This is a genomic window from Flavobacterium sp. P21 (genome assembly GCF_050632225.1).
In the GTDB taxonomy this organism is placed as follows: domain Bacteria; phylum Bacteroidota; class Bacteroidia; order Flavobacteriales; family Flavobacteriaceae; genus Flavobacterium.
Genome location: NZ_CP192585.1, coordinates 751,680 through 774,459, shown reverse-complemented (window position 1 = coordinate 774,459; position 22,780 = coordinate 751,680). Strand labels below are relative to the sequence as shown.

Annotated in this window: 20 protein-coding genes and 2 pseudogenes; 18 read left to right on the top strand and 4 right to left on the bottom strand. The window is 34.3% G+C overall.

Annotation, left to right across the window (positions count from 1 at the left end; all coding sequences use genetic code 11):
- Positions 1-66: 66 nt before the first annotated feature.
- A complete protein-coding gene (locus ACQ9BO_RS03770) occupies positions 67-819 on the bottom strand; it encodes a hypothetical protein (protein WP_431243691.1) in 753 nt (250 codons plus the stop codon).
- Between the two features lie 105 nt (positions 820-924).
- Positions 925-2,478, bottom strand: a complete 1,554-nt coding sequence (gene amaB, locus ACQ9BO_RS03765; protein ID WP_431243690.1) for an L-piperidine-6-carboxylate dehydrogenase — start codon at positions 2,476-2,478, stop codon at positions 925-927.
- Between the two features lie 181 nt (positions 2,479-2,659).
- Between amaB and ACQ9BO_RS03760 the strand changes: the two genes are divergently transcribed.
- Entirely contained in the window at positions 2,660-3,616 is a 957-nt protein-coding gene (locus ACQ9BO_RS03760) for an MBL fold metallo-hydrolase (protein WP_431243689.1), read from the top strand.
- Positions 3,617-3,748: 132 nt separating this feature from the next.
- Here ACQ9BO_RS03760 and ACQ9BO_RS03755 read toward each other — a convergent pair whose 3' ends face one another.
- Both ACQ9BO_RS03755 and ACQ9BO_RS03750 read right to left on the bottom strand, forming a co-directional pair.
- A complete protein-coding gene (locus tag ACQ9BO_RS03755; RefSeq protein ID WP_431243688.1) occupies positions 3,749-4,288 on the bottom strand; it encodes a 3-hydroxyanthranilate 3,4-dioxygenase in 540 nt (179 codons plus the stop codon).
- A gap of 107 nt (positions 4,289-4,395) precedes the next feature.
- Positions 4,396-5,491, bottom strand: a pseudogene (locus tag ACQ9BO_RS03750) (endonuclease/exonuclease/phosphatase family protein).
- 140 nt (positions 5,492-5,631) lie between these two features.
- On the opposite strand from ACQ9BO_RS03750, the gene ACQ9BO_RS03745 reads away from it, so the two are divergent.
- The 17 genes and pseudogenes from ACQ9BO_RS03745 (at position 5,632) to ACQ9BO_RS03665 (ending at position 22,744) form a co-directional block, all read left to right on the top strand.
- Positions 5,632-6,708 (top strand): serine hydrolase domain-containing protein, encoded by a 1,077-nt coding sequence (locus tag ACQ9BO_RS03745; RefSeq protein ID WP_431243687.1) that lies wholly within the window; start codon positions 5,632-5,634, stop codon positions 6,706-6,708.
- A gap of 153 nt (positions 6,709-6,861) precedes the next feature.
- The gene (locus ACQ9BO_RS03740) at positions 6,862-7,761 is read left to right on the top strand and encodes a S66 peptidase family protein (RefSeq protein WP_431243686.1); all 900 of its coding nucleotides are present in this window, start codon (positions 6,862-6,864) and stop codon (positions 7,759-7,761) included.
- A gap of 173 nt (positions 7,762-7,934) precedes the next feature.
- A pseudogene (locus tag ACQ9BO_RS03735) lies at positions 7,935-8,305 on the top strand (YraN family protein).
- A 118-nt stretch (positions 8,306-8,423) separates the two neighbouring features.
- Entirely contained in the window at positions 8,424-9,080 is a 657-nt protein-coding gene (locus tag ACQ9BO_RS03730; RefSeq protein ID WP_431243685.1) for an aspartate kinase, read from the top strand.
- 396 nt (positions 9,081-9,476) lie between these two features.
- On the top strand, positions 9,477-10,040 hold the full coding sequence (locus tag ACQ9BO_RS03725) for an RNA polymerase sigma factor (RefSeq protein ID WP_431243684.1): 564 nt from the start codon (positions 9,477-9,479) through the stop codon (positions 10,038-10,040).
- A gap of 547 nt (positions 10,041-10,587) precedes the next feature.
- Positions 10,588-10,875, top strand: a complete 288-nt coding sequence (locus tag ACQ9BO_RS03720; protein ID WP_431243683.1) for a hypothetical protein — start codon at positions 10,588-10,590, stop codon at positions 10,873-10,875.
- 77 nt (positions 10,876-10,952) lie between these two features.
- Positions 10,953-11,609 carry a FecR family protein gene (locus ACQ9BO_RS03715; RefSeq protein WP_431243682.1) on the top strand — a complete coding sequence of 219 codons (657 nt, stop codon included), beginning with the start codon at positions 10,953-10,955 and terminating at the stop codon, positions 11,607-11,609.
- Positions 11,610-11,798: 189 nt separating this feature from the next.
- Complete coding sequence (locus ACQ9BO_RS03710; protein WP_431243681.1) at positions 11,799-14,483, top strand: SusC/RagA family TonB-linked outer membrane protein; 2,685 nt, start codon at positions 11,799-11,801, stop codon at positions 14,481-14,483.
- Positions 14,459-15,016: a hypothetical protein gene (locus tag ACQ9BO_RS03705; protein WP_431243680.1), complete on the top strand. Its 558-nt coding sequence runs from the start codon at positions 14,459-14,461 to the stop codon at positions 15,014-15,016. The genes ACQ9BO_RS03710 and ACQ9BO_RS03705 overlap by 25 nt, the downstream gene beginning before the upstream one ends.
- A gap of 8 nt (positions 15,017-15,024) precedes the next feature.
- Positions 15,025-16,518: a RagB/SusD family nutrient uptake outer membrane protein gene (locus tag ACQ9BO_RS03700; protein ID WP_431243679.1), complete on the top strand. Its 1,494-nt coding sequence runs from the start codon at positions 15,025-15,027 to the stop codon at positions 16,516-16,518.
- 15 nt (positions 16,519-16,533) lie between these two features.
- A complete protein-coding gene (locus ACQ9BO_RS03695) occupies positions 16,534-17,085 on the top strand; it encodes a SusE domain-containing protein (protein WP_431243678.1) in 552 nt (183 codons plus the stop codon).
- Entirely contained in the window at positions 17,072-17,611 is a 540-nt protein-coding gene (locus ACQ9BO_RS03690) for a hypothetical protein (RefSeq protein ID WP_431243677.1), read from the top strand. Before ACQ9BO_RS03695 ends, ACQ9BO_RS03690 begins: the two co-directional genes overlap by 14 nt.
- 123 nt (positions 17,612-17,734) lie before the next feature.
- Entirely contained in the window at positions 17,735-18,442 is a 708-nt protein-coding gene (locus tag ACQ9BO_RS03685) for an alpha-amylase family glycosyl hydrolase (RefSeq protein WP_431243676.1), read from the top strand.
- Positions 18,369-18,728 carry a hypothetical protein gene (locus tag ACQ9BO_RS03680; RefSeq protein ID WP_431243675.1) on the top strand — a complete coding sequence of 120 codons (360 nt, stop codon included), beginning with the start codon at positions 18,369-18,371 and terminating at the stop codon, positions 18,726-18,728. The genes ACQ9BO_RS03685 and ACQ9BO_RS03680 overlap by 74 nt, the downstream gene beginning before the upstream one ends.
- On the top strand, positions 18,713-19,129 hold the full coding sequence (locus ACQ9BO_RS03675) for a hypothetical protein (RefSeq protein ID WP_431243674.1): 417 nt from the start codon (positions 18,713-18,715) through the stop codon (positions 19,127-19,129). Before ACQ9BO_RS03680 ends, ACQ9BO_RS03675 begins: the two co-directional genes overlap by 16 nt.
- Before the next feature lie 43 nt (positions 19,130-19,172).
- Positions 19,173-21,353, top strand: a complete 2,181-nt coding sequence (locus tag ACQ9BO_RS03670) for a glycoside hydrolase family 97 protein (protein ID WP_431243673.1) — start codon at positions 19,173-19,175, stop codon at positions 21,351-21,353.
- Between the two features lie 239 nt (positions 21,354-21,592).
- Positions 21,593-22,744 carry an alpha-amylase family glycosyl hydrolase gene (locus ACQ9BO_RS03665; protein WP_431243672.1) on the top strand — a complete coding sequence of 384 codons (1,152 nt, stop codon included), beginning with the start codon at positions 21,593-21,595 and terminating at the stop codon, positions 22,742-22,744.
- Positions 22,745-22,780: the final 36 nt, after the last annotated feature.

Below are 22,780 nucleotides of genomic sequence, written 5' to 3'. Positions count from 1 at the left end.
AAACCTAACTTAACTAACTTAATTTTAAATACAAAAGGCTTCCTAATATTGGAAGCCTTTTCTTATTTAAAAATTCTCTGATCCTGGTAGATCTTCTAAAACAGTGTTGGGATTGTCTTTGGCAAATAACATTTGTCGTTTCAATTCAAATTTTTTAATTTCATGTTTAGCAGGAATACTGTCATTTAGCGTATTTGTTACTTCATGTTCAACAACTCCAGTCATTAAATTATAATCACTTACCATATGAGCACCAGCTCCAGCATTAAAAGTATGCATCTCTATTAGAACTAAATCATTATTTACATATTTATACAATGTTTCTCTTGTACCAGGAGGGCCACCACCACTCTGAAGCATAATATGCAATATTTTATTCTCTATAGAAATCTCTTCTGAAGTATATAACTGATAACCAGTTTCAGTATATTCAGGATCTAAAGCTTCCCAAGAAATATCCTGAAGTTTATATTCTCCGGTTTCCTGTTTAAAAAGAACTAAGACTGCGCGAGAATCTTGGTTATCATTTTCATTTTGCAATACAATTACGACATCCTTAAGCCTATCATCATTAAGAAAACCTTCTGCCTTCATTTTTATTTCGCAAGGCTCTAAAACAAAATCTTCAATATTTTTTCCTGTTGATGGAAATTGCAAATCTTTTATAGTCACTACATCACTTCCGTCTTCTTCAAAATCTTCTTCAGGAAAATGTTGATTTAAACTGTCTTTAACTGAAGTCGTAGATTTTATATCAGACTTTTTATTACAACTAAAAATAATCATCATTATTAATAGCAAAAATAACTTACATCTCATTCTTTAAAATTTTAAAAACCATGCGCAAAATACTACAAAAACAAGCAATAAAAAAACCGCCTTTTCATCTATTATGAAAAAGCGGTTTTAATTTAAACTTCTATTTTACAAATCAAATTTAATTCCTTGTGCCAAAGGAAGATTCGTTGTGTAATTGATCGTATTTGTCTGGCGTCTCATATAGATTTTCCAAGCATCAGATCCAGATTCGCGTCCGCCTCCGGTTTCTTTTTCACCACCAAAAGCACCGCCGATTTCAGCTCCAGACGTTCCGATATTTACATTCGCAATTCCACAATCAGAACCTGTTACTGACAAAAATCTTTCAGCTTCACGCAAATTATTCGTCATAATTGCTGAAGATAAACCTTGAGCAACTCCATTCTGAATTTCGATTGCATTGTCAACTTCTCCAGAATATTTTATTAAATACAAAACTGGAGCAAAAGTTTCGTGCTGTACAATTGCAAATGAATTTTCAGCTTCAGCGATTGCTGGTTTTACATAACAGCCACTTTCGTAGCCTTCCCCTGAAAGTACTCCGCCTTCAACCAGAATTTTTCCGCCTTCGGCTACTACTTTATTCAAAGCGACAGCATATTGCTCAACAGCGTGTGTGTCAATAAGCGGTCCAACATGATTGTTTTCGTCAAGCGGATTTCCAATTCGTAATTGTTTGTATGCGACAACCAAAGCATCTTTTACTTTGTCATAAATACTTTCGTGAATAATCAATCTTCGAGTTGATGTACAACGCTGACCAGCCGTCCCAACAGCTCCAAAAACTGCTCCAATAACAGTCATTTTAATATCTGCATCGGGAGTAACTATAATGGCATTGTTTCCTCCTAATTCCAATAATGATTTTCCTAATCTAGCGGCAACAGCTTGTGCCACGATTTTCCCCATTCTTGTAGAACCTGTTGCAGAAACTAACGGAATACGAGTATCTTTAGTCAGCAACTCTCCTATTTTATAATCTCCATTTACCAAGCAAGAAATTCCTTCTGGCAAATTGTTTTCTTTGATGACTTGAGCGATTATATTTTGACAAGCAATACCGCAAAGAGGTGTTTTTTCAGAAGGTTTCCAAACGCAAACATCGCCAGAAATCCAAGCTAAAGCAGTGTTCCAAGACCAAACAGCAACTGGAAAATTAAATGCCGAAATAATTCCGACGATTCCCAATGGATGATACTGCTCATACATTCTATGCCCCGGTCTTTCAGAATGCATCGTCAAACCGTGCAACTGACGAGATAATCCAACGGCAAAATCGCAGATATCAATCATTTCTTGAACTTCTCCATATCCTTCTTGAAGCGATTTCCCCATTTCATAAGAAACCAATTTTCCAAGAGCTTCTTTATTTTGACGTAACTTTTCTCCAAACTGACGCACAATTTCACCGCGTTGTGGCGCAGGAATTAATCTAAAAGTTTTAAAAGCCTCAGTTGCTGAGCGCATTACTTTTTCGTAATCTTCAAGTGTTGAAGTTTTTACCGATGCTATTAATTTTCCATCTACAGGAGAAAAACTATCTAAGATTTCGCCTGATGAAAAATTCTCCACTCCTGTTGAAGTTCCTTCATTTACTAGTTTAATTCCTAGTTTTTCCAGTGCTTCATTCATGCCAAATTGTGATGCTATTGTTGTCATTGTAACTTTTTTAGTTAAAATTGTTATATTTTTATGTAAAGATATTCTTTTAGAATTAATTTCAAATTGAAATGAATTCATAAATAAGAGTAAAATTAAGATTATTTAATAGTATTAACCGAAAAGAGGCCTTATTTATTGGATTTATTTAGTGAAATTTGCATTTCATAAAATAACAATTATGACCATTATCAATAGGCTTTTACTTTGTTTGCTTTTAATTTCAACAAATGCTTTCTCTCAAAAAGAAAAACCTTCTTTTCAAATAGTTCCTTTAGGAATAAAAGGCGGAATTGATGAAAAAAATCTTTCGGCCTATTTATTAGCGCCTTCAAATACAAAAGATTTTATTTGCCTCGATGCAGGAACTGTAAATGCCGGAATTGAAAAAGCAATTGAAAATAAAGTTTTCAAAGTTTCGACAAGTGAAGTTTTACGCAAATACATCAAAGGATATTTCATTTCGCACGCGCATTTGGATCACGTTTCAGGCTTAATCATAAACTCTCCTGCCGATTCTTCTAAAACTGTTTACGCGACTCAAAAATGTATGGAAATGATGGAAAATCATTATTTCAACGATCAAACTTGGGCAAATTTTGGAGATAAAGGCGTAGGATTTCCATTGAAAAAATATCATTTTCAAACCTTAAATTTAGGCGAGGAAACTCCTATTTCAAATACAAAAATGACGGTCAAAGCTTTTCCTCTGAGCCATGTTAATCCGTTTGAAAGTACCGCCTTTTTAATTAAAAATGAGGATTCTTATGTTTTGTATTTAGGTGATACCGGCCCAGATTCTGTAGAGAAAAGTGATAAGTTAAAAGCTTTATGGACAGCCGTTGCTCCTTTGGTACAAAACAAACAATTAAAAGGGATTTTCATCGAAGTCTCTTTTCCAAATGAACAGCCAGACCAATTTTTATTTGGGCACTTAACTCCAAATCATTTAATGAAAGAACTTCATGTTGTGGAAGATTTAGCTGGAAAAGGTTCTTTAAATAATTTTAAAATTATTGTTACTCATTTAAAACCACCAACAAAAAATATTACGAAGCTTAAAGAACAGCTAAAAAATCAAAATGATTTAGGTTTGAAGATTATTTATCCTGAACAAGGGAAAAAGTTGGAATTATAATTTTTTTTGCCACAGATTTTACTGCTTAAGCGGATTAAAAAAATATTCAAAAACTGCATTTATAAAAAATCCGACAGTCCCGAAGCCTCGGGATAAAACCTGTCGGATTTACCATTTATATTTTAATCGAAATTATTTTTTAGCCACAAATCTCGGATCTGTTTCCATAACAGTTCCACATTTATCACAAGTTCTTAATTCTTCTGAATTGTAGAAATGTTCAAAATGAGGAAGGAAATCTTTTTCAATATTATGAAGTTCAAAATACACTTCATAAAGTTTATGATTACAATTATCGCAATGCCAAAGCAGACCATCTGTGTAGCCCAAACCTGCACGTTTTCTTTCAATTACTAATCCAATTGAACCTTCAGAACGAACTGGAGAATGTGGCACCTTTGCAGGATGAAGATACATATCACCCGCGTTTAATTCCATTTCTTTGCGTTCGCCATTTTCCTGAATTACCACTTTTATACTTCCTTCTAATTGGTAAAAAAGCTCTTCGGTTTCATTATAATGGTAATCTTTTCGTGCGTTTGGTCCGGCAACAATCATTACAATATAATCGCCTGAATCAATATATAAATTTTTATTTCCAACTGGCGGTTTTAATAAGTGTCGGTTATCTTCAATCCATTGTGTAAGATTGAATGGTTTTGCTATAGCCATTTTTTTAAGAATTTATGAAAAGCTAAAGGTAGTGAATTTGTAGAGACGCACGGCAGTGCGTCTTATCGGTTTTGCTTGCAACAACTTAGACGCACTGCCGTGCGTCTCTACAATTTCTCTCGTATCAAATAAACATAAACCGGAAAATGATCGCTAAAACCCGCTTCGGTTAATGTATTTCGTAATGGATATCCTTTATATTTTCCTGAAGTTTGCATAAGATAAGGCCGATTAAAAATCCCCGCTTTCCAAAATTTATAACTTGAAAAATCAGGCTGAATCAGAGACTGTGTCAGTATGATTTGATCAAAAATATCCCAAGAATCTCTAAATGCAATAGTCCCCATTCCTTTTTCAGCCATTTCTTCAAATGGATTAAAAGTACCAAATTCTAAAGTTTCTGATTTTTTTGCCTTCGCTCCTAAAGCCACTTTTATACTTTTGTTAAATGGCCCATCATTCAAATCACCCATTGTAATTACTTTTGCGAGCGGATTTATTTGTTGCAATGAATCGATAATTTTTCTGTTCAATTTTCCTGCTCGCTTCTCGATATGGACTGCTCGCCTTTTCTCCACCCGATCGGGAAGGCCAATGATTAACAATAATATGAATTTCTTCATTATCAAGAAAACCTGTTACCAAAAGCTGATCTCTTGTGAAAACTCTGTTTTTAGTATCAATTTTAACTTCAACATCTCCTAAATCTTCGTTTCCATTTTCTTGAACAACAGTTTTATTCTTATAAATTATTAAAGGAATATTCGAAAAAGAAGTCGGCCTAAAATATTTTTTCTGATACAAAAGCGCCACATCTATTCCGCGTTGATCTGGTGAATCAAAATGAATTATTCCGTAATCGAAACCTGCTATTTTTTCTTGTTTCACCAAATCTTCAAGAACGCCTCTGTTTTCTATTTCAGAACAACCAATTAAAGTTGGTGCATTTGAATTTTCAGGAGTTCCAATTTCAGAAATAACTCTTGACAGATTTTTAAGTTTTTGTTCATATTTTTCTTTTGTCCAATGCTGAGCGCCTGTCGGCGTCCATTCATCATCATTCGTGCTTGGATCATTAATGGTATCAAAAAGATTTTCGAAATTGTAAAACGCTATCGTATGAATATTGTACTTTTTCGGTTGAGCAAATAAAGAAGAAATCGGAAAAAATAATAAAAAGCAAAACTTGATAAAGCGGCACATAAATTTCAATTTAATATTTAAAGCCACAATTTAGCAAAATATTATTTTGTAGGAAATTTATGTATTTATAATTTTGATTCTTATCTTTGATTCTGTATAAATCTCTTGTAACTTGCTTACAAAAATCGATACTCTCTTAAATGAAAAAAAATCTTGTTTTTTTGCTTTTCTTTAGCATGTTGTCAACTTTATTCGGGCAAAAAAACAGCTCCTTTGCAGAAAATATTAGAATTAAATATAAAATTCCCGAATTAGCGTATGCGGTTGTTTCATCAGATTCTATAATTGAAATTCAATCTTTAGGATATCAGCGAATTAATTCTTCTTATAAAGCAAAAATTGATGATAAATTTCGTTTGGGATCTTTAACTAAAACGATAACAAGTTACATTGCCATGATTTTAGTAAAAGAAGGAAAAATAAATTTAGACACTAAATTCTTTGATCTTTATCCTGAGTTAAAGGCAAACAGCAACCCAATTCTCTATAATGTAACACTGCAGGATTTCTTGACTTTTAGAGCGCCAATTTCCACTTGGTCGTATGGAAATGAAACGCCTTCTCAAAAAGAAATTAAAGGTGATAAACGGCAACAGCGATATGAATTTATTTCTTGGTTTTTTAGACAAAATCAGGTTGTTTCTGAAAAGCAAGAAGTGTATTTGTCAAATCCGAGTTATGTTGTTGCAGGTTTAATGCTCGAAAAAGTGACCGGAAAAAGCTATGAAACCTTAGTAGCCGAATTAGGCAGAAATCTAAATATTGATTTCGGTTTTGGACCGCCTAATCTACTCGATGAAAATCAGCCTTGGGGACATGACGAAAATTTAAAACCCGAAAAGCCTGCTCTCAATTATAAATTAAACTGGCTCTCATCTGCAGGAAATATAAATTGCAGTTTGCCCGATTATTGTAAATTTACACAAATGCAACTGCAGGGTTTAGCTGGAAAATCGAAAATATTATCGGCTCAGGAATTTAATTTGATGCATAATGGTTTCCCTGAAGTTTCTTTTGGATGGTATTCTGAAATAAATGAAAACTCAGGTTTAAAATATTCGTTTCATTACGGAAATCCGGGAACATTTTTAACTAAAGTTTATATTTGTAAACCAATTAATAAAGCTTTTATCATCTTTGCAAATGTACAATCTGAAGAAGCTGACAAAGGATTGATGCTTCTTTTGGAAGATTTACAAAAACAATATGGAGGCTGATTTCTAGCCCAATTTTAAAAACAAATGAACTTTTAAGCAAAAGATATTATGACAATAAACAGCTTTAAGCATATCAAGAAAAGTTTTCCCTTGGGTAAAATCGCATTTCTTATTTTTGCTTTGCAATCATTAACATGTCAATCTCAACAAATCATGATAACACCACCTTATTTACAAAAAGGAGATACTGTAGCTCTTTTGGCAACGGCCAGAAAAAACATCGACGACAATTTAAAACCAACAATTGATTTATTGCACAGTTGGGGATTAGAAGTTGTTGTGGGAAGCACCATTGGTCTAGATTATCATCAATTGGCTGGAACAGACGAACAACGCGCCGCCGATTTTCAAAAGCAATTAGACAACCCAAATATTAAAGCAATTTGGTGCGTTAAAGGCGGATACGGAACGGTTAGAATGTTGGATTTATTGGATTTTACCAAATTTAAACAACATCCAAAATGGGTTATCGGTTTTAGTGATGTTACTGTTTTGCATAATCATTTAAACACAATGGGCTATAAATCAATTCATGGTGTAATGCCGATTACAATTCCGCGCGCAACTCCAGAGGCGATCAGTTCTTTAAAAACAAGTTTATTTGGCGAATCATTATCTTATACAGTTGCTCCATCTCCAATGAATCGTTTTGGAAAAGCAACTGGCGAATTAGTTGGTGGAAATCTTTCTATTTTATATAGTTTATTAGGTTCTCCTTCAGCTATTGACTGCAGAGACAAAATATTATTCATTGAAGATTTAGATGAATACCTATATCATATTGATCGTATGATGATGAATTTAAGAAGAAATGGATGCATCGAAAATCTTAAAGGAATTGTTATTGGAGGAATGACCAAAATGAAAGACAATGAAGTTCCGTGGGGAAAAAACGCACTAGAAATCATTGATGATGTAACCAAAAAATATAATATTCCTGTAATTTTTAACTTTCCCGCAGGCCATATTAGAGACAATAGAGCTTTAATAATGGGAAATACGGTTACAATTGATGTAAATGCCACTGGAAGTACTTTAAGTTTCCAAAAATAATATCGAATTAACTTCTTTTAGAAGAAGGCTCAAAATACCACATAAAAATCTCGCAAAGACGCGAAGTCGCAAAGTTTTAAATATACTTTGTGACTTCGCGTCTTTGCGTGCAAAAACCTCATACCTGAACTTGAAACTTCAAACCTGAAACCTGAAACTTAAAAACAAAAACTATGGCAGAACATAATGAACTAGGAAAACTCGGAGAAGATCTTGCTGTCTCTTATCTTGAAGAAAATGGTTACGAAATTTTAGAAAGAAACTTTATTATTCAAAAAGCCGAAATTGATATTATTGCTCAAAAAGAATCCATTTTGGCCATTGTTGAAGTCAAAACAAGATCGAGTTTGGATTTTGGTTCTCCTCAGGATTTTGTCAAGCAAAAAAAATTCAGTTGCTCATAAAAGCAGTAAATGCCTACATAAACGATAGGGGAATGGATTTTGATGATGATTTAAATGTTCGTTTTGACATAATTGCAATCCATAAATCTGAGGAAACATTTGCAATTGAGCATCTTACTGACGCTTTTTATCATTTTTAACATATTTTTTTCTTGTTATAATTGTAACAATTTGTTTTTTTATTTATATTTGCAGAGATTTATAACATCAAATTAACTAAACCAACACAATTAAGTTACAAAAAAAAAGAAAAAAATTATGAAAACCGTTTCTTCCATCGTCGAAAATTACATCAAAACAAAGCCGTTTTTATTGAATGCATTATCGCTCGGGATTATCAATTTAACTTCTCTGTCTCGAAACATTATGACTGAGCTAGAAAGTGAATTTGGCAAAGAGGTAAAACAAGGTGCTGTTGTAATGTCTCTTAAAAGATTGACTGAGGAATTAGATTTTAAATTAAACCACAAAATCAATAAAGTAATCAAGAATATAGGCGAAATCACAGTTCGTTCTGAGCTTACAGATTACACTTTTGCGGCTTCAGAAACTGTTTTAAACAAACAAGCTGATTTAATTTCTGATATTAATGCTTTGTCTGATATCTTCTATACCTCATCTCGTGGTGTAAATGAAACCAATATTGTAGTGAGCGACAGTGTGAATCATTTGGTTGAAAAACACTTTATGAGAGAAAAACTAATTCAGAAATTAGACAATTTAGCTTCTATTACAGTAAAATTACCAAAAGAAAATATCGTTGTTCCTGGTATTTATTATTTCATTTTCCAACGTTTGGCTTGGGAAGGAATCATCATCAACGAGGTAATTTCAACTTCAAATGAATTTACAATATTAGTTGGCGAAGATCAAGTTGACGTTGCTTTCAAAGTAATCAAAGATTTGAAAAACTAATTAAACAGAATTAATTTTAGATCAATTATATAGATTCAATTTTCAATAATCCTTTTGTCTTTTTTGTAAAAAGATGAAAGGATTTTTTGATTTAAAAAAAATGAAGAATCTGCAACTTCCACTTCTGACAATAAGAATATTCTCAAAATTAAAAATCCAAAATCGTTAATTTTTAATTTTTCAGCCAAAAAGTTATCAACTTGATAAAAAGCATATTACCTCAGCGTTTGTTGCCATCCAAGCTATATTGTTTTAAAAAAATTACAAATAAGTGTGATTTTTGACTTTTTTATGCGAATTATATTTTTATATATTTGCTAACCACTCAACGCATTAGAGTATCGATTTTGATAGTATCGTAATATAATTAGATTTAAATACAAACTAATTAATTTAATGTTGGAAGCCAAAGATTATAGCGACAAATTATTGGTAAGCGAACTAAAAAATGGCGGCGAAAAAGCATTTCGTTCCCTTTTTGATTTGTATTACCAAGATATCTATGGTTACAGCATTAGTCTCTTAAAATCAAAAGAAGGCGCCGAAGAAAATGTGCAGGATGTTTTTATGAAGGTTTGGCGACATCGCGAAAACTTGAATCTGGAGCAATCATTTAAAGCTTATATTTTTACCATTGCTAGAAATCAAGCTTTTAACACTTTGAATAAAGCCGCAAATGATCAGGTTTTAAAAGAAGCCGTTTTTTATGAAAGCCAAAAGTCTCATGAATACGGCGATTATTCGATTCGCGAAGAAGATTGCAAAAAACTTCGCAAACACGCTATAAAACAATTACCTCCCAAGCGAAAGCAAATTTTTAAAATGTCCCGAAAGAAAGGCATGAGTTATGAAGAAATAAGTCAGGAACTCGGCATCTCTATAAATACTGTCAAGAACCAAATGAGCAAAGCACTGGAATCCATGCGAGTCTTTTTTCAAGTTCATGATGAAATTATCTAACCAAAAAACCACAAACCATTAAAATCACCTTTTCAGGTGATTTTTTTTGTTCTTGGTGAAGAGATGGCCACGGATTGAGCAGATTTAAACCGATTTACGCGGTTTTTTTGCATTCAAACATTGGTTAATTTCTGCTAAATATATTTCCTAAAACAATAAAAAATCTGTGTAAATCGGTTTAAATCCGTTTAGATCTGCGGGCAAAATATTCTTCAGCATCATTTTTTCAAAAAAGACATATTTATTAAAACTTTAAAAATCAATCAATTAAAAACAATTTTAATCTTTTAAATGTTAAAATTGAAAAAATTATAACGTTTGAGTAGTACTAAACTTTATTTCAACTGTATTATATAAAACCCAGACCTAAAAAACAATTCGTAATGAATTCAAATTCTGAAATAAAAGGCCTTTTACAAAAGTTTGTTTTGAACCAATGTACGCCCGAAGAAACAAACGAGGTAATTGCTTATTATAAAAAAATCAGCTTACAGATGATTTTCCAACGGTAGAAGATGTTCAAAATCTTTTGGATGAAATGCCAAAAATGGACAAACAAACTGCCGATTCTATTTTCATGAATATTTTATCAGCTTCAAGAGAAGAAGAAAAAGAAACTTCTGTTATTGAATTGCCAGCAAGAAAATCGAATTACAGAAAATACATTTCGATTGTCGCATCTGTTGCTGTTTTATTGGGGATTGCCTTTTTCTACAAACAAAATCTTGCAACTAAACCGGCTGAAAAAGAATTTGATTTCAAAAGCACCGATATTGTCCTTCAATTAGAAAATGGCGATATTCAGGTAATTTCTGAAAAAATTCATCGATTGTAAAAGATTCAAAAGGTAATGTTGTTGGAAATCAGAACGGAGATAAATTAGTTTATAAGAATAGTTCAGATCCTGAAAAATTGGTTTACAACACGATCAAAATTCCGTACGGAAAAAAATTCCGCCTTCAGCTTTCTGACGGAACATTTGTTCATCTGAATTCGGGAACAACTTTAAAATATCCTATAAAATTTATCGCTGGCGAAAACCGACAAGTATTTCTGGACGGAGAAGCGTTTTTTGATGTTGCCAAAGACAAAAAGCATCCGTTTATCGTAAATGTCGACAACTTGAATGTTCGTGTTTTAGGAACACATTTCAACGTTTCAAATTATCCAGAAGATACCTCAACAGATGTAGTTTTAGTTGAAGGATCTGTTGGAATGTATCAGCCAAACGAAGAATTTGATGCTTTAAAAAACACGATTTTAAAACCAGGATTCAAAGGAACTTTCAATAAAGAAAATACTAAAATTTCGACTAAGCCCGTCATCACAGATATTTATACTTCATGGATCAATGGCGGTCTGACTTTCAGAAATATGACTTTCAAAAATATTATCACTAAACTGGAAAGACGCTATAATGTTACAATTGTAAACAAAAACGAAAAATTAGCCAACGAAAAATTCAACGCCAGCTTTAAGGAAGAATCTATTGAAAATGTTATGAGCTATTTCAATGATATTCACGGCATTAATTACACCATAAAAGGCAATCAAATACTAATTAAATAACCACTTAAACCAATTACAAACTATGAGGAACTAACATTACGGGAATAAAAAAATCGGAAAGAGTCGCGAACAATTTCCGATTAACTAAGTGATTGAATATAACGAATTAACTACAATCAATTAACAAAATTATGAAAAAAATCAAAGAATACTGGGTTTTTATACCGAGTGTTCCAAAATGACCTAAAATTGAAATTAACTACCCTACTTATTTTGGTCGCCATGTTTAATATTAGAGCGAATACTTATGCCCAAAAAACAAAAGTAACGCTGGAATTAAATAATTCAACAATCGAAAAGGTTATTGAGACCATCGAACAAAAAACCGATTTCAGATTCATTTATAAACTAAATGATATTGACTTAGATAGAACTGTTTCTATTTCTGTAAAAGATCAACCGATATCTGTAGTTTTAGACAAGCTTTTTAAAGGTACTCCAACTGAGTTTAAAATTAGAGATACTCAGATTATCTTAAAAAAGCCGGAGCTTAAAACACAAGTTATTGAATATGAAAAACAAACCGTTTCAGGAATTGTTACTGATGAAAATGGAAGTCCGCTTCCGGGTGCGTCAGTAAATGAGCAGGGAACAAAAAACGGTGTTGTTACTGATTTTGACGGAAAATTTACAATCACTGTTGAAAGCAATACTTCTGTAATTGTGGTGTCATTTGTTGGTTACAAAGACAAAAAAGTAACGGCAAACCAAAAAACAATCAACATTAAACTTGAACCAGATGCAACAAACTTACAAGAAGTAGTTTTAGTTGGTTATGGATCTGTTACTAAGAAAGATGTAACGGGTGCTGTTTCTACAATTACAGCAAAAGAGATGAATCAAGGTGCACTTGTAAATCCTTTGCAATTAATTTCGGGTAAAGTCACGGGTGTGAATATTAACCAAATTGGTAGCGAACCGGGTTCTGCACCAAGTGTACGTATTCGTGGAGTAAGCTCTTTAATTGGAGGAAGTGATCCTTTGGTAGTGGTAGATGGAATACAAGGAAATCTAGATTTATTAAATTCGATTCCTCCAACAGAAATAACGTCTATCGATATTTTAAAAGATGCTTCGGCTACTGCGGTTTACGGATCTAGAGGAGTCGCCGGAGTTATCATTGTAACCACGAAAACCAATAAATCAGGAAAAACAACTTTTGAATATGTAGGTTCTTCTGCTATTGATTTTATTCCAAAAAAATTGGATTTTCTAAATGCTGATCAATGGTGGACTGCGGCTCAAAGTGTTGGAGTTCCTGCATCTGCAAATCATGGTGCTGATACAGATTGGTACGGAATTTTAACACAAACAGGATTTACTCAAACGCATACACTTTCGTTTGGTGGAGGCAGTGAAAAATTTAGTTACCACGGGTCCCTGAGTGCTATTTTACAAGACGGTGTTGTAATTAACTCTGATAATAAAAAATATATTGCCCGTTTACAAGCGACTCAAAAAGCTTTGGATGACAAATTAACTTTGACTTATAGTTTAACTAACGGAATTAGTAATACTTCAACTAGCACACAAAGTATTGGTAGAGTAAATCAGGTGTCAAACTTAATTTCTCAAGCTTATCAAATGCGTCCTACTGATCCAGTGTTTCAACCAGATGGCAAAACGTATTATACAGATCCTAATTTATTTCAATATTTGAATCCTTATGCGGCTCAACAAGAAATTGTACAAGAAGGAAAATATGATAATTTATTTGGAAGTCTTAAAGCTGATTTGGATATAGTTGATGGTTTGCAGGCAGGTTGGTTTGGAAGCTGGAGAAAAGCAAATAATTCAGTAGGTTTTTATAATCCAGCATCTTCTACAGATGCAAATGCAATTAACCAAAAAGGTTTTGGAAACATCACTAATGATCGTATAGAAGAGAAATTGATGAATATTAGTTTGACTTACAAAAAAACATTTGGTGTTCATTCTATTAATGCTTTGGCATTGTACGAATGGCAAAATCAAACTTATCAAGGTAATTACTCTCAAGCAAGAGGTTTTATTAATGATTTAGCAACTTACAACGGTTTACAATTAGGTGATATCACGAAAGCTTTACCAGGAGACATTAAATCTTATAAAAATGACAGAACCCTAGCTTCTTTTTTAGCAAGAGTAAATTACTCTTTATTAGATCGTTATTTGGTTACAGCAAGTATCAGACGTGATGGTTCTTCTGTATTTGGAGACAACAACAAATGGGGTAATTTTCCATCTGCTTCGGTAGCTTGGCAAATTGCAAAAGAATCATTTATGGCTAATCAATCTGTAGTTAATGATTTGAAACTGCGTGTAGGTTATGGAGTTACTGGAAACCAGCAAGGTTTATTGCCTCAAAGTTCTCTTTCTTTGGTTGGTGCCGCAGGGACTACTTATTTTGGAGGTTCACAAATTCCAAATTACAACATCATTCAAAATGCCAATCCTGATTTGAAATGGGAGACCAAAAAACAAACCAATATTGGTCTTGATTTTGGTTTAATCGACAACAGATTAAGAGGTACAATTGATGTATATACTGCAACAACAGATAATTTATTATTTGATTATACAGTTCCACAGCCTCCATATCCGTATGATAAAATCAAAGCCAACGTTGGTAGTATTAAAAACGAAGGACTAGAGGTTGCTTTGGCATATGATGTAATCCGTAATGAAAATACGACTTTTACTTTAGCAGGAAACGTTTCTTTCATGCGCAATGAAGTTCTTAACTTAAGCGGAAGCATTAATGGTGTTCCATTAAATACAGACTATGTTGGTTGGGGTGCACCGAATTCTTATTTGATAAAAGGACAACCAATAGGTACATTTAATATTTTGCGAGCACCAAGGCAAAGATGCTCGCTAACGCTGAAACAGTAGTAGATCAAAATGCTGATGGCGTTATTGACCAAGGTAGTATGAGTCCGGATCGTGTAATGCAGGGTTCTGCTCTGCCGACTTATTCTTTCGCTTTCAATCCAAGCGTGAGATATAAAAAGTTTGATGCTTCTTTATTATTAAGAGGATCTGGAGGAAACAAAATTTACAACACTGTAAATCAACGTTCAAGTTATATGGAAAACATTGGAAAAAGCAATGTTTTAGAAAGCGCTGTTGACTTAGGTATTTACACCTCGCAATATTCTTCAAATTTATGGTTAGAAGACGGTTCATTTGTTCGTTTAGAAAACGTTACGGCCGGATACAATTTTAGTTTTAAAGATCGATTCATCGATTCTATTCGACTTTCTCTTACTGGAAACAACCTATTCCTTATCACAAATTATTCAGGTATTGATCCTGAAATCAACTTAAGTGGAAGTGGAGATCCAAATGTTTATTTTGGAGGAGATAAAGGAATTTATCCTCGTACCAGAAGCATCTCGTTTGGTGTAAATGTTAAATTTAAATAGTAAAAGAAATGAAAATCAAAAATATATTTATAGCGGGAAGTATTTGTTTCTTGGCTTTAACAGGTTGTACCAATGTTGACGAAAATGTGTACGACAAATACCCTGCAGAAGATTTTTATGGATCGCCTCAAGGAGCTGATATAGCTTTAGCAAGTGTATATGCACAAATCGCTGGTAACTGGGGTGGCGTTGGTTATGCTGGTGCAGATATGGGTTGGTATGACTTAAACTCCATGTGTGCTGATGACCAAGTTATTCCTCATAGAAATACGGGTGACTGGTCAACAGGATTTGCAATTTTGTACAAGCACCAATGGCTACCAACAGACGAAATCGTTGGTAATACTTGGAACTGGCTTTATAAATCAATTTTCAATGCCAACCTTGCAATACAGCAATTGGAAGACTCTAAAGCAGATGCATCAAAAATTGCTGAAGCAAAAGTTTTAAGAGCTTTTTTCTATTATTTATTGATTGATGACTTTGGAAGTGTTCCATTTTATACCGATAACAATATTACTGTCGACAAAATTCCACAAGCAAGTCGTCAGGTTGTATTTGATTTCGTAGTATCAGAATTAAAAGCAAATGTTGATTTACTGCCAGGTACTAAAGGTGGCGAATTTTACGGTAGATTCAATAAATGGGCTGGATATACTTTGCTTGCTAAAGTGTATTTGAATGCAGGTGTTTTAACCGGAACTCCAAAATGGGCCGAATGTTTAGCGGCTTGTAATGTTGTAAATGGCGGAGGATTTTCATTACATCCTGCACTTTCAGATGCTTCAAGTCCGTTAGGGAATAAATACTTCGAATTGTTTGGCGATGTAAGTCCTCAAGATGAAACAATTTTATCTATTTATACTACTGTTGATGTTGTAGGTCGTAATATTTTTACCGTACGTAGTTTGATTGGGCCACATGCTAATGCCTTATTTGGTTACAGCGGTTGGAACGGATCTATTGTTCCTAAAGATTTTTACGCGAAATATGATGATAAAGATATTCGTAAAAAACAATTCCTATTAGGGCCACAACCGGGCAACGTAAATTATACATTGGATGTAGCTTCATTAGATAATCCGGGCGCTGGTGCTCAAGAGGGCGTTCGAAATGTTAAATTTTATCCTGCAGGTTCAATGAACGGCGGAGGAGCTTCAAATGATTTTCCTATTTACAGATATGCTGATGTTATGTTAATGACAGCTGAATGTAATGTTCGTTTGGGTAATGCTGGAGCCGCTAAACCTCTAGTTGATGCTATTAGAACTCGTGCTGGTATTGGAGCTTTGGCCGGAAACCCTACTCTTGATGATATTTATGATGAAAGAGGTCGTGAATTAAATTGGGAAGGACATCGTAGAGAAGACATGATTCGTTTTGATAAATTCTTGTTGCCAAATGAATTCAGAGGTGCATCAGAAGCATTTAGAAAAATATTCCCTATTCCAACTTCAGCTTTAAATGCAAATCCAGGACTTAAACAAAATCCAGGTTACTAAAAACAGCTAAATACTATGAAAAAATATATAAATAAATTAGTAGCATTACTTGCGTTAGTAATTGTGGCTACTTCTTGTGACTCTGATGCAGAATTAACCGTTTTAAAGTCGGTTAGTTTTCCTTCTGCAATTACATCTTCAGCAAGTAAAATTGTGCTAAAAGAAGATGCGACCGACAACACTGCAACAACTATTTCTTGGCCAGCTGTTGTTTTTCCAATTGAAGCTCCTGTTTTATATACAGTTCAATTTGACCTTCCAGCAAATACTACCGGTGCCAAGGCATGGTTAAATGCTAAAGCTTTCGAAGCAGGAAGTGATGTTTTGACTAAATCTTTTACTGTTCGTGATTTGAATAAAATTGCAACTGATTTAGGAATACAACCAAATGCAGAAGGAAAATTAGCAATAAGAGTCGTGGCTGTCATGGATAGAAATATTTATTCAGATCCAATCGAAATCACAGTGACTCCTTATGAAAAAGCAATTGTTTTTGGCGAAATTTATATGCCTGGAGATTATCAAGGCTGGGCAGTCGAAACTGCTCGCAGCTTTGACAGCAATTGAAAAAGGAGTTTATCAAGGATACATGACTACTGAAGGAACTGCATTGGCATTCAAATTAAATACGGCCAGAACATGGGCAGAATTCTATGGTGCAGGTGCTTCTAATGAAGATTTAGTTCGAATGGATGATGATAATTTATTCCTTCCAGGTGCAGGTTCCTACCAAATAAAAGCAAACTTAAATACGTTAAAATGGTCTGCTACTCCTTATGCATGGGGAATTGTGGGTACGGCTCAATCGGGAGGCTGGGACAACAGTACTCCAATGAAATACGACCATAAAACAAAAACTTGGAAAGTTACTGCCGACTTAGTTGCGGGAGCATTAAAATTCAGATTAAACAACAAATGGGATGTTAATTACGGACCAAAAGATGCATCAACAAATACAATTAATCGTGACGATCAAGGCGCTTATACCATTACTGAAGCGGGAACTTATGACGTTACGTTTACTATAGACGAAACTGATCCGGCAACAAAAGGTTATCCGGCAACAGCAACTTGTACTATAGTTAAAAAATAATCTAACATATATACATATAAGCTAGATTAGTTTGAGTGATACCTGCCTTTTTTGAGCGAAAGGCAGGTTATCTAAAAAAACAAAATTGCAATTCTAGTCTTGTATAATTTAATTTCTATAATCATGAAGTCTAAAACCAACATCGTTTTTATTTTGCTGTTTGCTTTGGCATTTATTTCTTGCAGTTCATCTGAAGACAGTCCTAAAACAGATCCAAAACCAGATCCAGGAACAGGATATCAGCAGTATGGAACCGCTTTCGACAAAGTTCCTGCAAATGAAGATGCGGTTATTTATCAGGTAAATATCCGTTCTTTTAGTCCGGAAGGAAATCTGAAAGGAGTGCAAAAACGTCTTGATTCTATTCAGAAATTAGGTGCAAATGTAATCTATCTAATGCCTATTTATCCTGTTGGAGTTGTAAAAGCGGCTGGAAAATATGGTTCGCCATATTGCGTAAAAGATTATAAAGCAATTAATTCTGATTTTGGAAATCTCGAAGATCTACGTTCACTAGTTACCGAAGCGCATACTAAAAACATGGCTGTTATTTTAGACTGGGTTGCCAATCATACTTCATGGGACAATCAATGGATTACAGCACATTCAGATTGGTACCAAAAAGACACAAACGGAAATATCATAATTCCTCCGGGAACCAACTGGCAAGATGTAGCACAATTAAATTATACCAATGCTGATATGAAAAATGCCATGATCGATGCCATGTCATACTGGGTTTATAATGCCAATATTGATGGCTTCAGATGCGATGCTTGCCGATTTTGTTCCGCGACCATTTTGGACGCAAGCTATTACTGCAATTCGTAAAATCAAAAATCAAAAAATGATTATGATGGCAGAAGGTACAAGAGCCAATCATTATGATGCAGGATTTGACTACACTTTTGGATTTTCTTATTTTGATGCTCTAAAAAAGACTTTTTCAGAAGCTCAACCAGCTTCTTATTTACAAACCGAAAGCTCTAAAGAATATGGCCAATTAGACAGTTCAAAACGTATCGTTCGTTACATCACAAATCACGATGTGAATCTTTCTGATGGAACTCCGTTAGAACTTTTGGAGGCAAAAAAGGTTCTTTGGCGACTTTTGTAATTGCTTCAAGCATGAAATCTGTTCCGATGATTTATGGTGGTCAAGAAATTGGTTATGCAAAACGCATCGATTATTTTGACAAAGTAGCGATCGACTGGTCTACAACTGATTTTGATATGCTGAAAGAATACAAAAAGATAATCGCTTTCAGAAATACCAGTGAAGCACTCCGAAAAGGAAAAGTTACCGGATACAGCAGTAATGAAGTAAGTGCTTTTACAATGGAAACTACTTCTGATAAAGTTCTAATTGTAGCAAATATTAAAAACAAAAATGTTACATATACTGCTCCAACAGCTCTAGCAAATACTACATGGAAGGATGCCTTAACAGGAAATTCGGTTACCATTGGTTCCGAAATAAATTTAGCGGCGTACCAATATTTAATACTAAAAAAATAATACAAGCCTCTAATAGAATTAGATTTGCAAAAAACTAAATAACATGAATTTTCAATCCCAAAAAATGCTGTTCCAAATTCGTTTGGGCAGGAAAGTTGCGATTTTATTTTTCGTATGTGTCGGTACATTATTCGTTCAAGCACAAGAAATAACTTCGCCAGACAAAAATCTTTCTCTAAAATTTGAATTAAAAGAAGGTGGCGTTCCTTCTTACCAATTATCATATAAACAAAAAGCAGTAATAAAACCAAGTTCTTTGGGTTTAGAGCTTCAAAATATGCCTTCGTTTTTGGATGGTTTCACCGTAACAAATACAGCACAATCCTCAGTTGATGAAAATTGGAATCCAGTTTTAGGAGAAGAAAAAACGATTCGTAATCATTACAACGAATTGGTTGTCACTTTGGCGCAAGCGAAAAACAACAACAGATACATTCGTATTCGTTTCCGTTTATTCAACGACGGATTAGGTTTCAGATATGAATTTCCAAAGCAAAATGATTTAAGTTATTTTGTAATTAAAGAAGAACGTTCACAGTTTAATTTGGCTGGAAACCATAAAATTTTCTGGATTCCGGGAGATTATGATACCAATGAATATGCGTATACGACTTCAAAAATTTCAGAGATTCCTTCGTTGATGAAAAAAGCAACCATCGAAATCAATGCACAATGTCCAATAAAAGAATTATCTGTACAAACGCCATCGATGATGAAATCTGATGATGGTTTATACATCAATATTCACGAAGCCTCATTAATCAATTATCCGGCAATGTATCTTGAAGTTGATGCTGTAAACAATAAAATGATTAGTCATTTGGCTCCAGATGCTGTTGGTGCAAAAGGCTATATGCAAACCGATGCACAATCGCCTTGGAGAACGATTGTCGTAAGCGACAAAGCAACAGATATTCTAGCTTCAAAATTAATTTTAAACCTAAACGAACCTACAAGTTACAAAGATGTTTCATGGATCAAACCAGTGAAATTCATCGGAATTTGGTGGGAATATTTTGTGGCAGGAAGGAGCACGTGGGCTTTTGGAAAAGAAAACAATGTAAAATTAACCGATGATTTCACAAAGCTTACGCCGAATGGAAAACACGGAGCGACAACTGAAAGAGCAAAAGAATATATCGATTTTGCCTCAAAAAATGGTTTTGATGCAATTTTGATTGAAGGATGGAACATTGGTTGGGAAGACTGGATTGGAAACTGGAAAGAAGAAGTTTTTGATTACGTAACTCCTTACCCTGATTTTGATGTAAAAGCCGTTCATGAATATGCGGCTTCAAAAGGTGTGAAAATTATTATGCATCACGAAACTTCAGGATCTGCAACTAATTATGAGCGTCGTTTAGATCGTGCTTTTCAATTTATGAATGACAACGGATATGATGCTGTGAAAACAGGTTATGTGGGGAAAATTATTCCACGTGGCGAACATCACGACGGACAATGGATGGTCAATCATTATATCAACGTTGCCAAACGTGTCGCTGATTATAAAATTATGATTGACAGTCACGAAGCCGTTCGCCCAACAGGTTTAAACAGAACTTTTCCAAACTGGATTGCTCAGGAATCTGCACGTGGAACGGAATTTGAATCTATGGGAGGATTAGCGCCGGATCATACTACAATCTTGCCATTTACAAGATTAATGGGTGGCCCAATGGATTATACGCCTGGAATTTTCCAAACTGATCTTTCGTATTATGGAACTGGGAGTACACAACGAGTAAACACGACTTTAGTAAAACAATTGGCTTATTATGTTACGATGTACAGTCCACTACAAATGGTCGCTGATATTCCAGGGAATTACGAGCGTTTTCCAGATGCATTTCAGTTCATAAAAGATGTGGCGGTTGATTGGGACAACAGTTATATTCTGGAAGCTGAACCGGGAGATTATATTACAATTGCCCGTAAAGCAAAAGGTAAAAACGAATGGTTCCTTGGCGGAATTACCGATGAAAACTCAAGAACAGCCAACATTTCATTTGATTATTTACCTGCCGGAAAAAGCTACATCGCCACAATTTATGCTGACGCCAAAGAAACAAATTGGAAAGAAAATCCGCAGAAATATACTGTAACCAAATTCATTGTAAACTCAAAAACCAAATTGAAGCAATATTTAGCTCCAGGCGGAGGTGTTGCCATCAGCATCAAAGAAGGAATTGATGCAGAATTAAAGGGATTGAAAAAACTATAGATTACTATTTTTTTGTTGCGAATTCATGAATTCACTACAATTTTAAGGTTAAGTAAAATAAGCTTAATTTAAAAAATTCGTGAATTCGTGGCAGAAAACTTATGCTCATTTCTGAGCAAAAAAAACAATTTTACGACTTGAAAACTATTAACCACAAAATGTTTGTCAAATTTAAAAACAATGCGAGTGAGAATGAATTTTAGTTAAAAATGCCGACAAGCATTCAAAAAACTATTATTATGAAAATCAAAACTACCCTTAGATTATTTCATATTGCGAAAACACTAATTTGTTTTCTATTACTATTTGCCAGCTCGGCTTATGCCCAGGATCCCGCACAATACGGAACCCCATTTGCTGGCGTACCAGATACAAGAGATGTAAACATGTATCAAGTTCATATTCGCCCATTTAGTGCCAACGGAGATTTGGCCGGAGTAACCGCCCGACTAGATAATATAAAAGCACTCGGTACCAACGTTATTTATTTAATGCCAATTTACCCTCACGGAACAGACTCCAGAAGTTCTGCTTCGCCTTATTGCATCAAAGATTTTAAAGCTGTAGGATCAGAATATGGTTCTTTATCCGATTTAAGAACTTTAGTCGATGGTGCTCACAGCCGTGGAATGGCAGTTATTTTGGATATCGCCATTAACGGAACTTCTTGGGATAATGTTTGGATCGCTTCACATCCAGAATATTATATGAGAAGCGGTACAACAATTCAACAACTCGGAAACTTCTCTGATATCGCGACACTTGATCTAAATAGTACGGCAACTAGAGTCGCTATAAAAGATGCAATGCGTTACTGGATTTTTGTCGCAAACGTTGACGGATACCGTTGTGATTATGCTAACAATCCGCCTTTAGCTTTCTGGTCAGAAGTGAATACAAACCTCAGAGGAATCACATCTCATAAATTATTAATGCTAGCCGAAGGAGACAGACAAGAAAACTTTCAGGTTGGTTTTGATATGAATTATGGCGACAGATGGTTTCATGCGGGTTTATATGATATTGCCAGCGGTGGACCAGTTTCTCAAAGAATTCAGGACCAGACTACTTATGAATATGCAAAAGCAACTGGAAATCAGCAAATCGTTAGATACACTGGAAATCATGATACTTATACGAATGATGATGGTGTAAGAAGACCTTTTGTAGTGTTCAAAAACCATAACGGAATTGTTGCTAATTTCTTAGTTTCAGCTTATATGAGAGGAGTTCCTTTTTTAATGAGCGGACAAGAAATCGACTACGAACCAAAAACAGATTGGCCTTGGACAAACTTCAAATTCAACTGGTCACAAAATCCAACTGCAGCGAGCAGATTTCGCAAAAATCTTAAATTTCAGAACTTCAAGTGCGGCTATCAGACGCGGTGATTTAACGACATATGCGAATGATGACATTTGTATTTT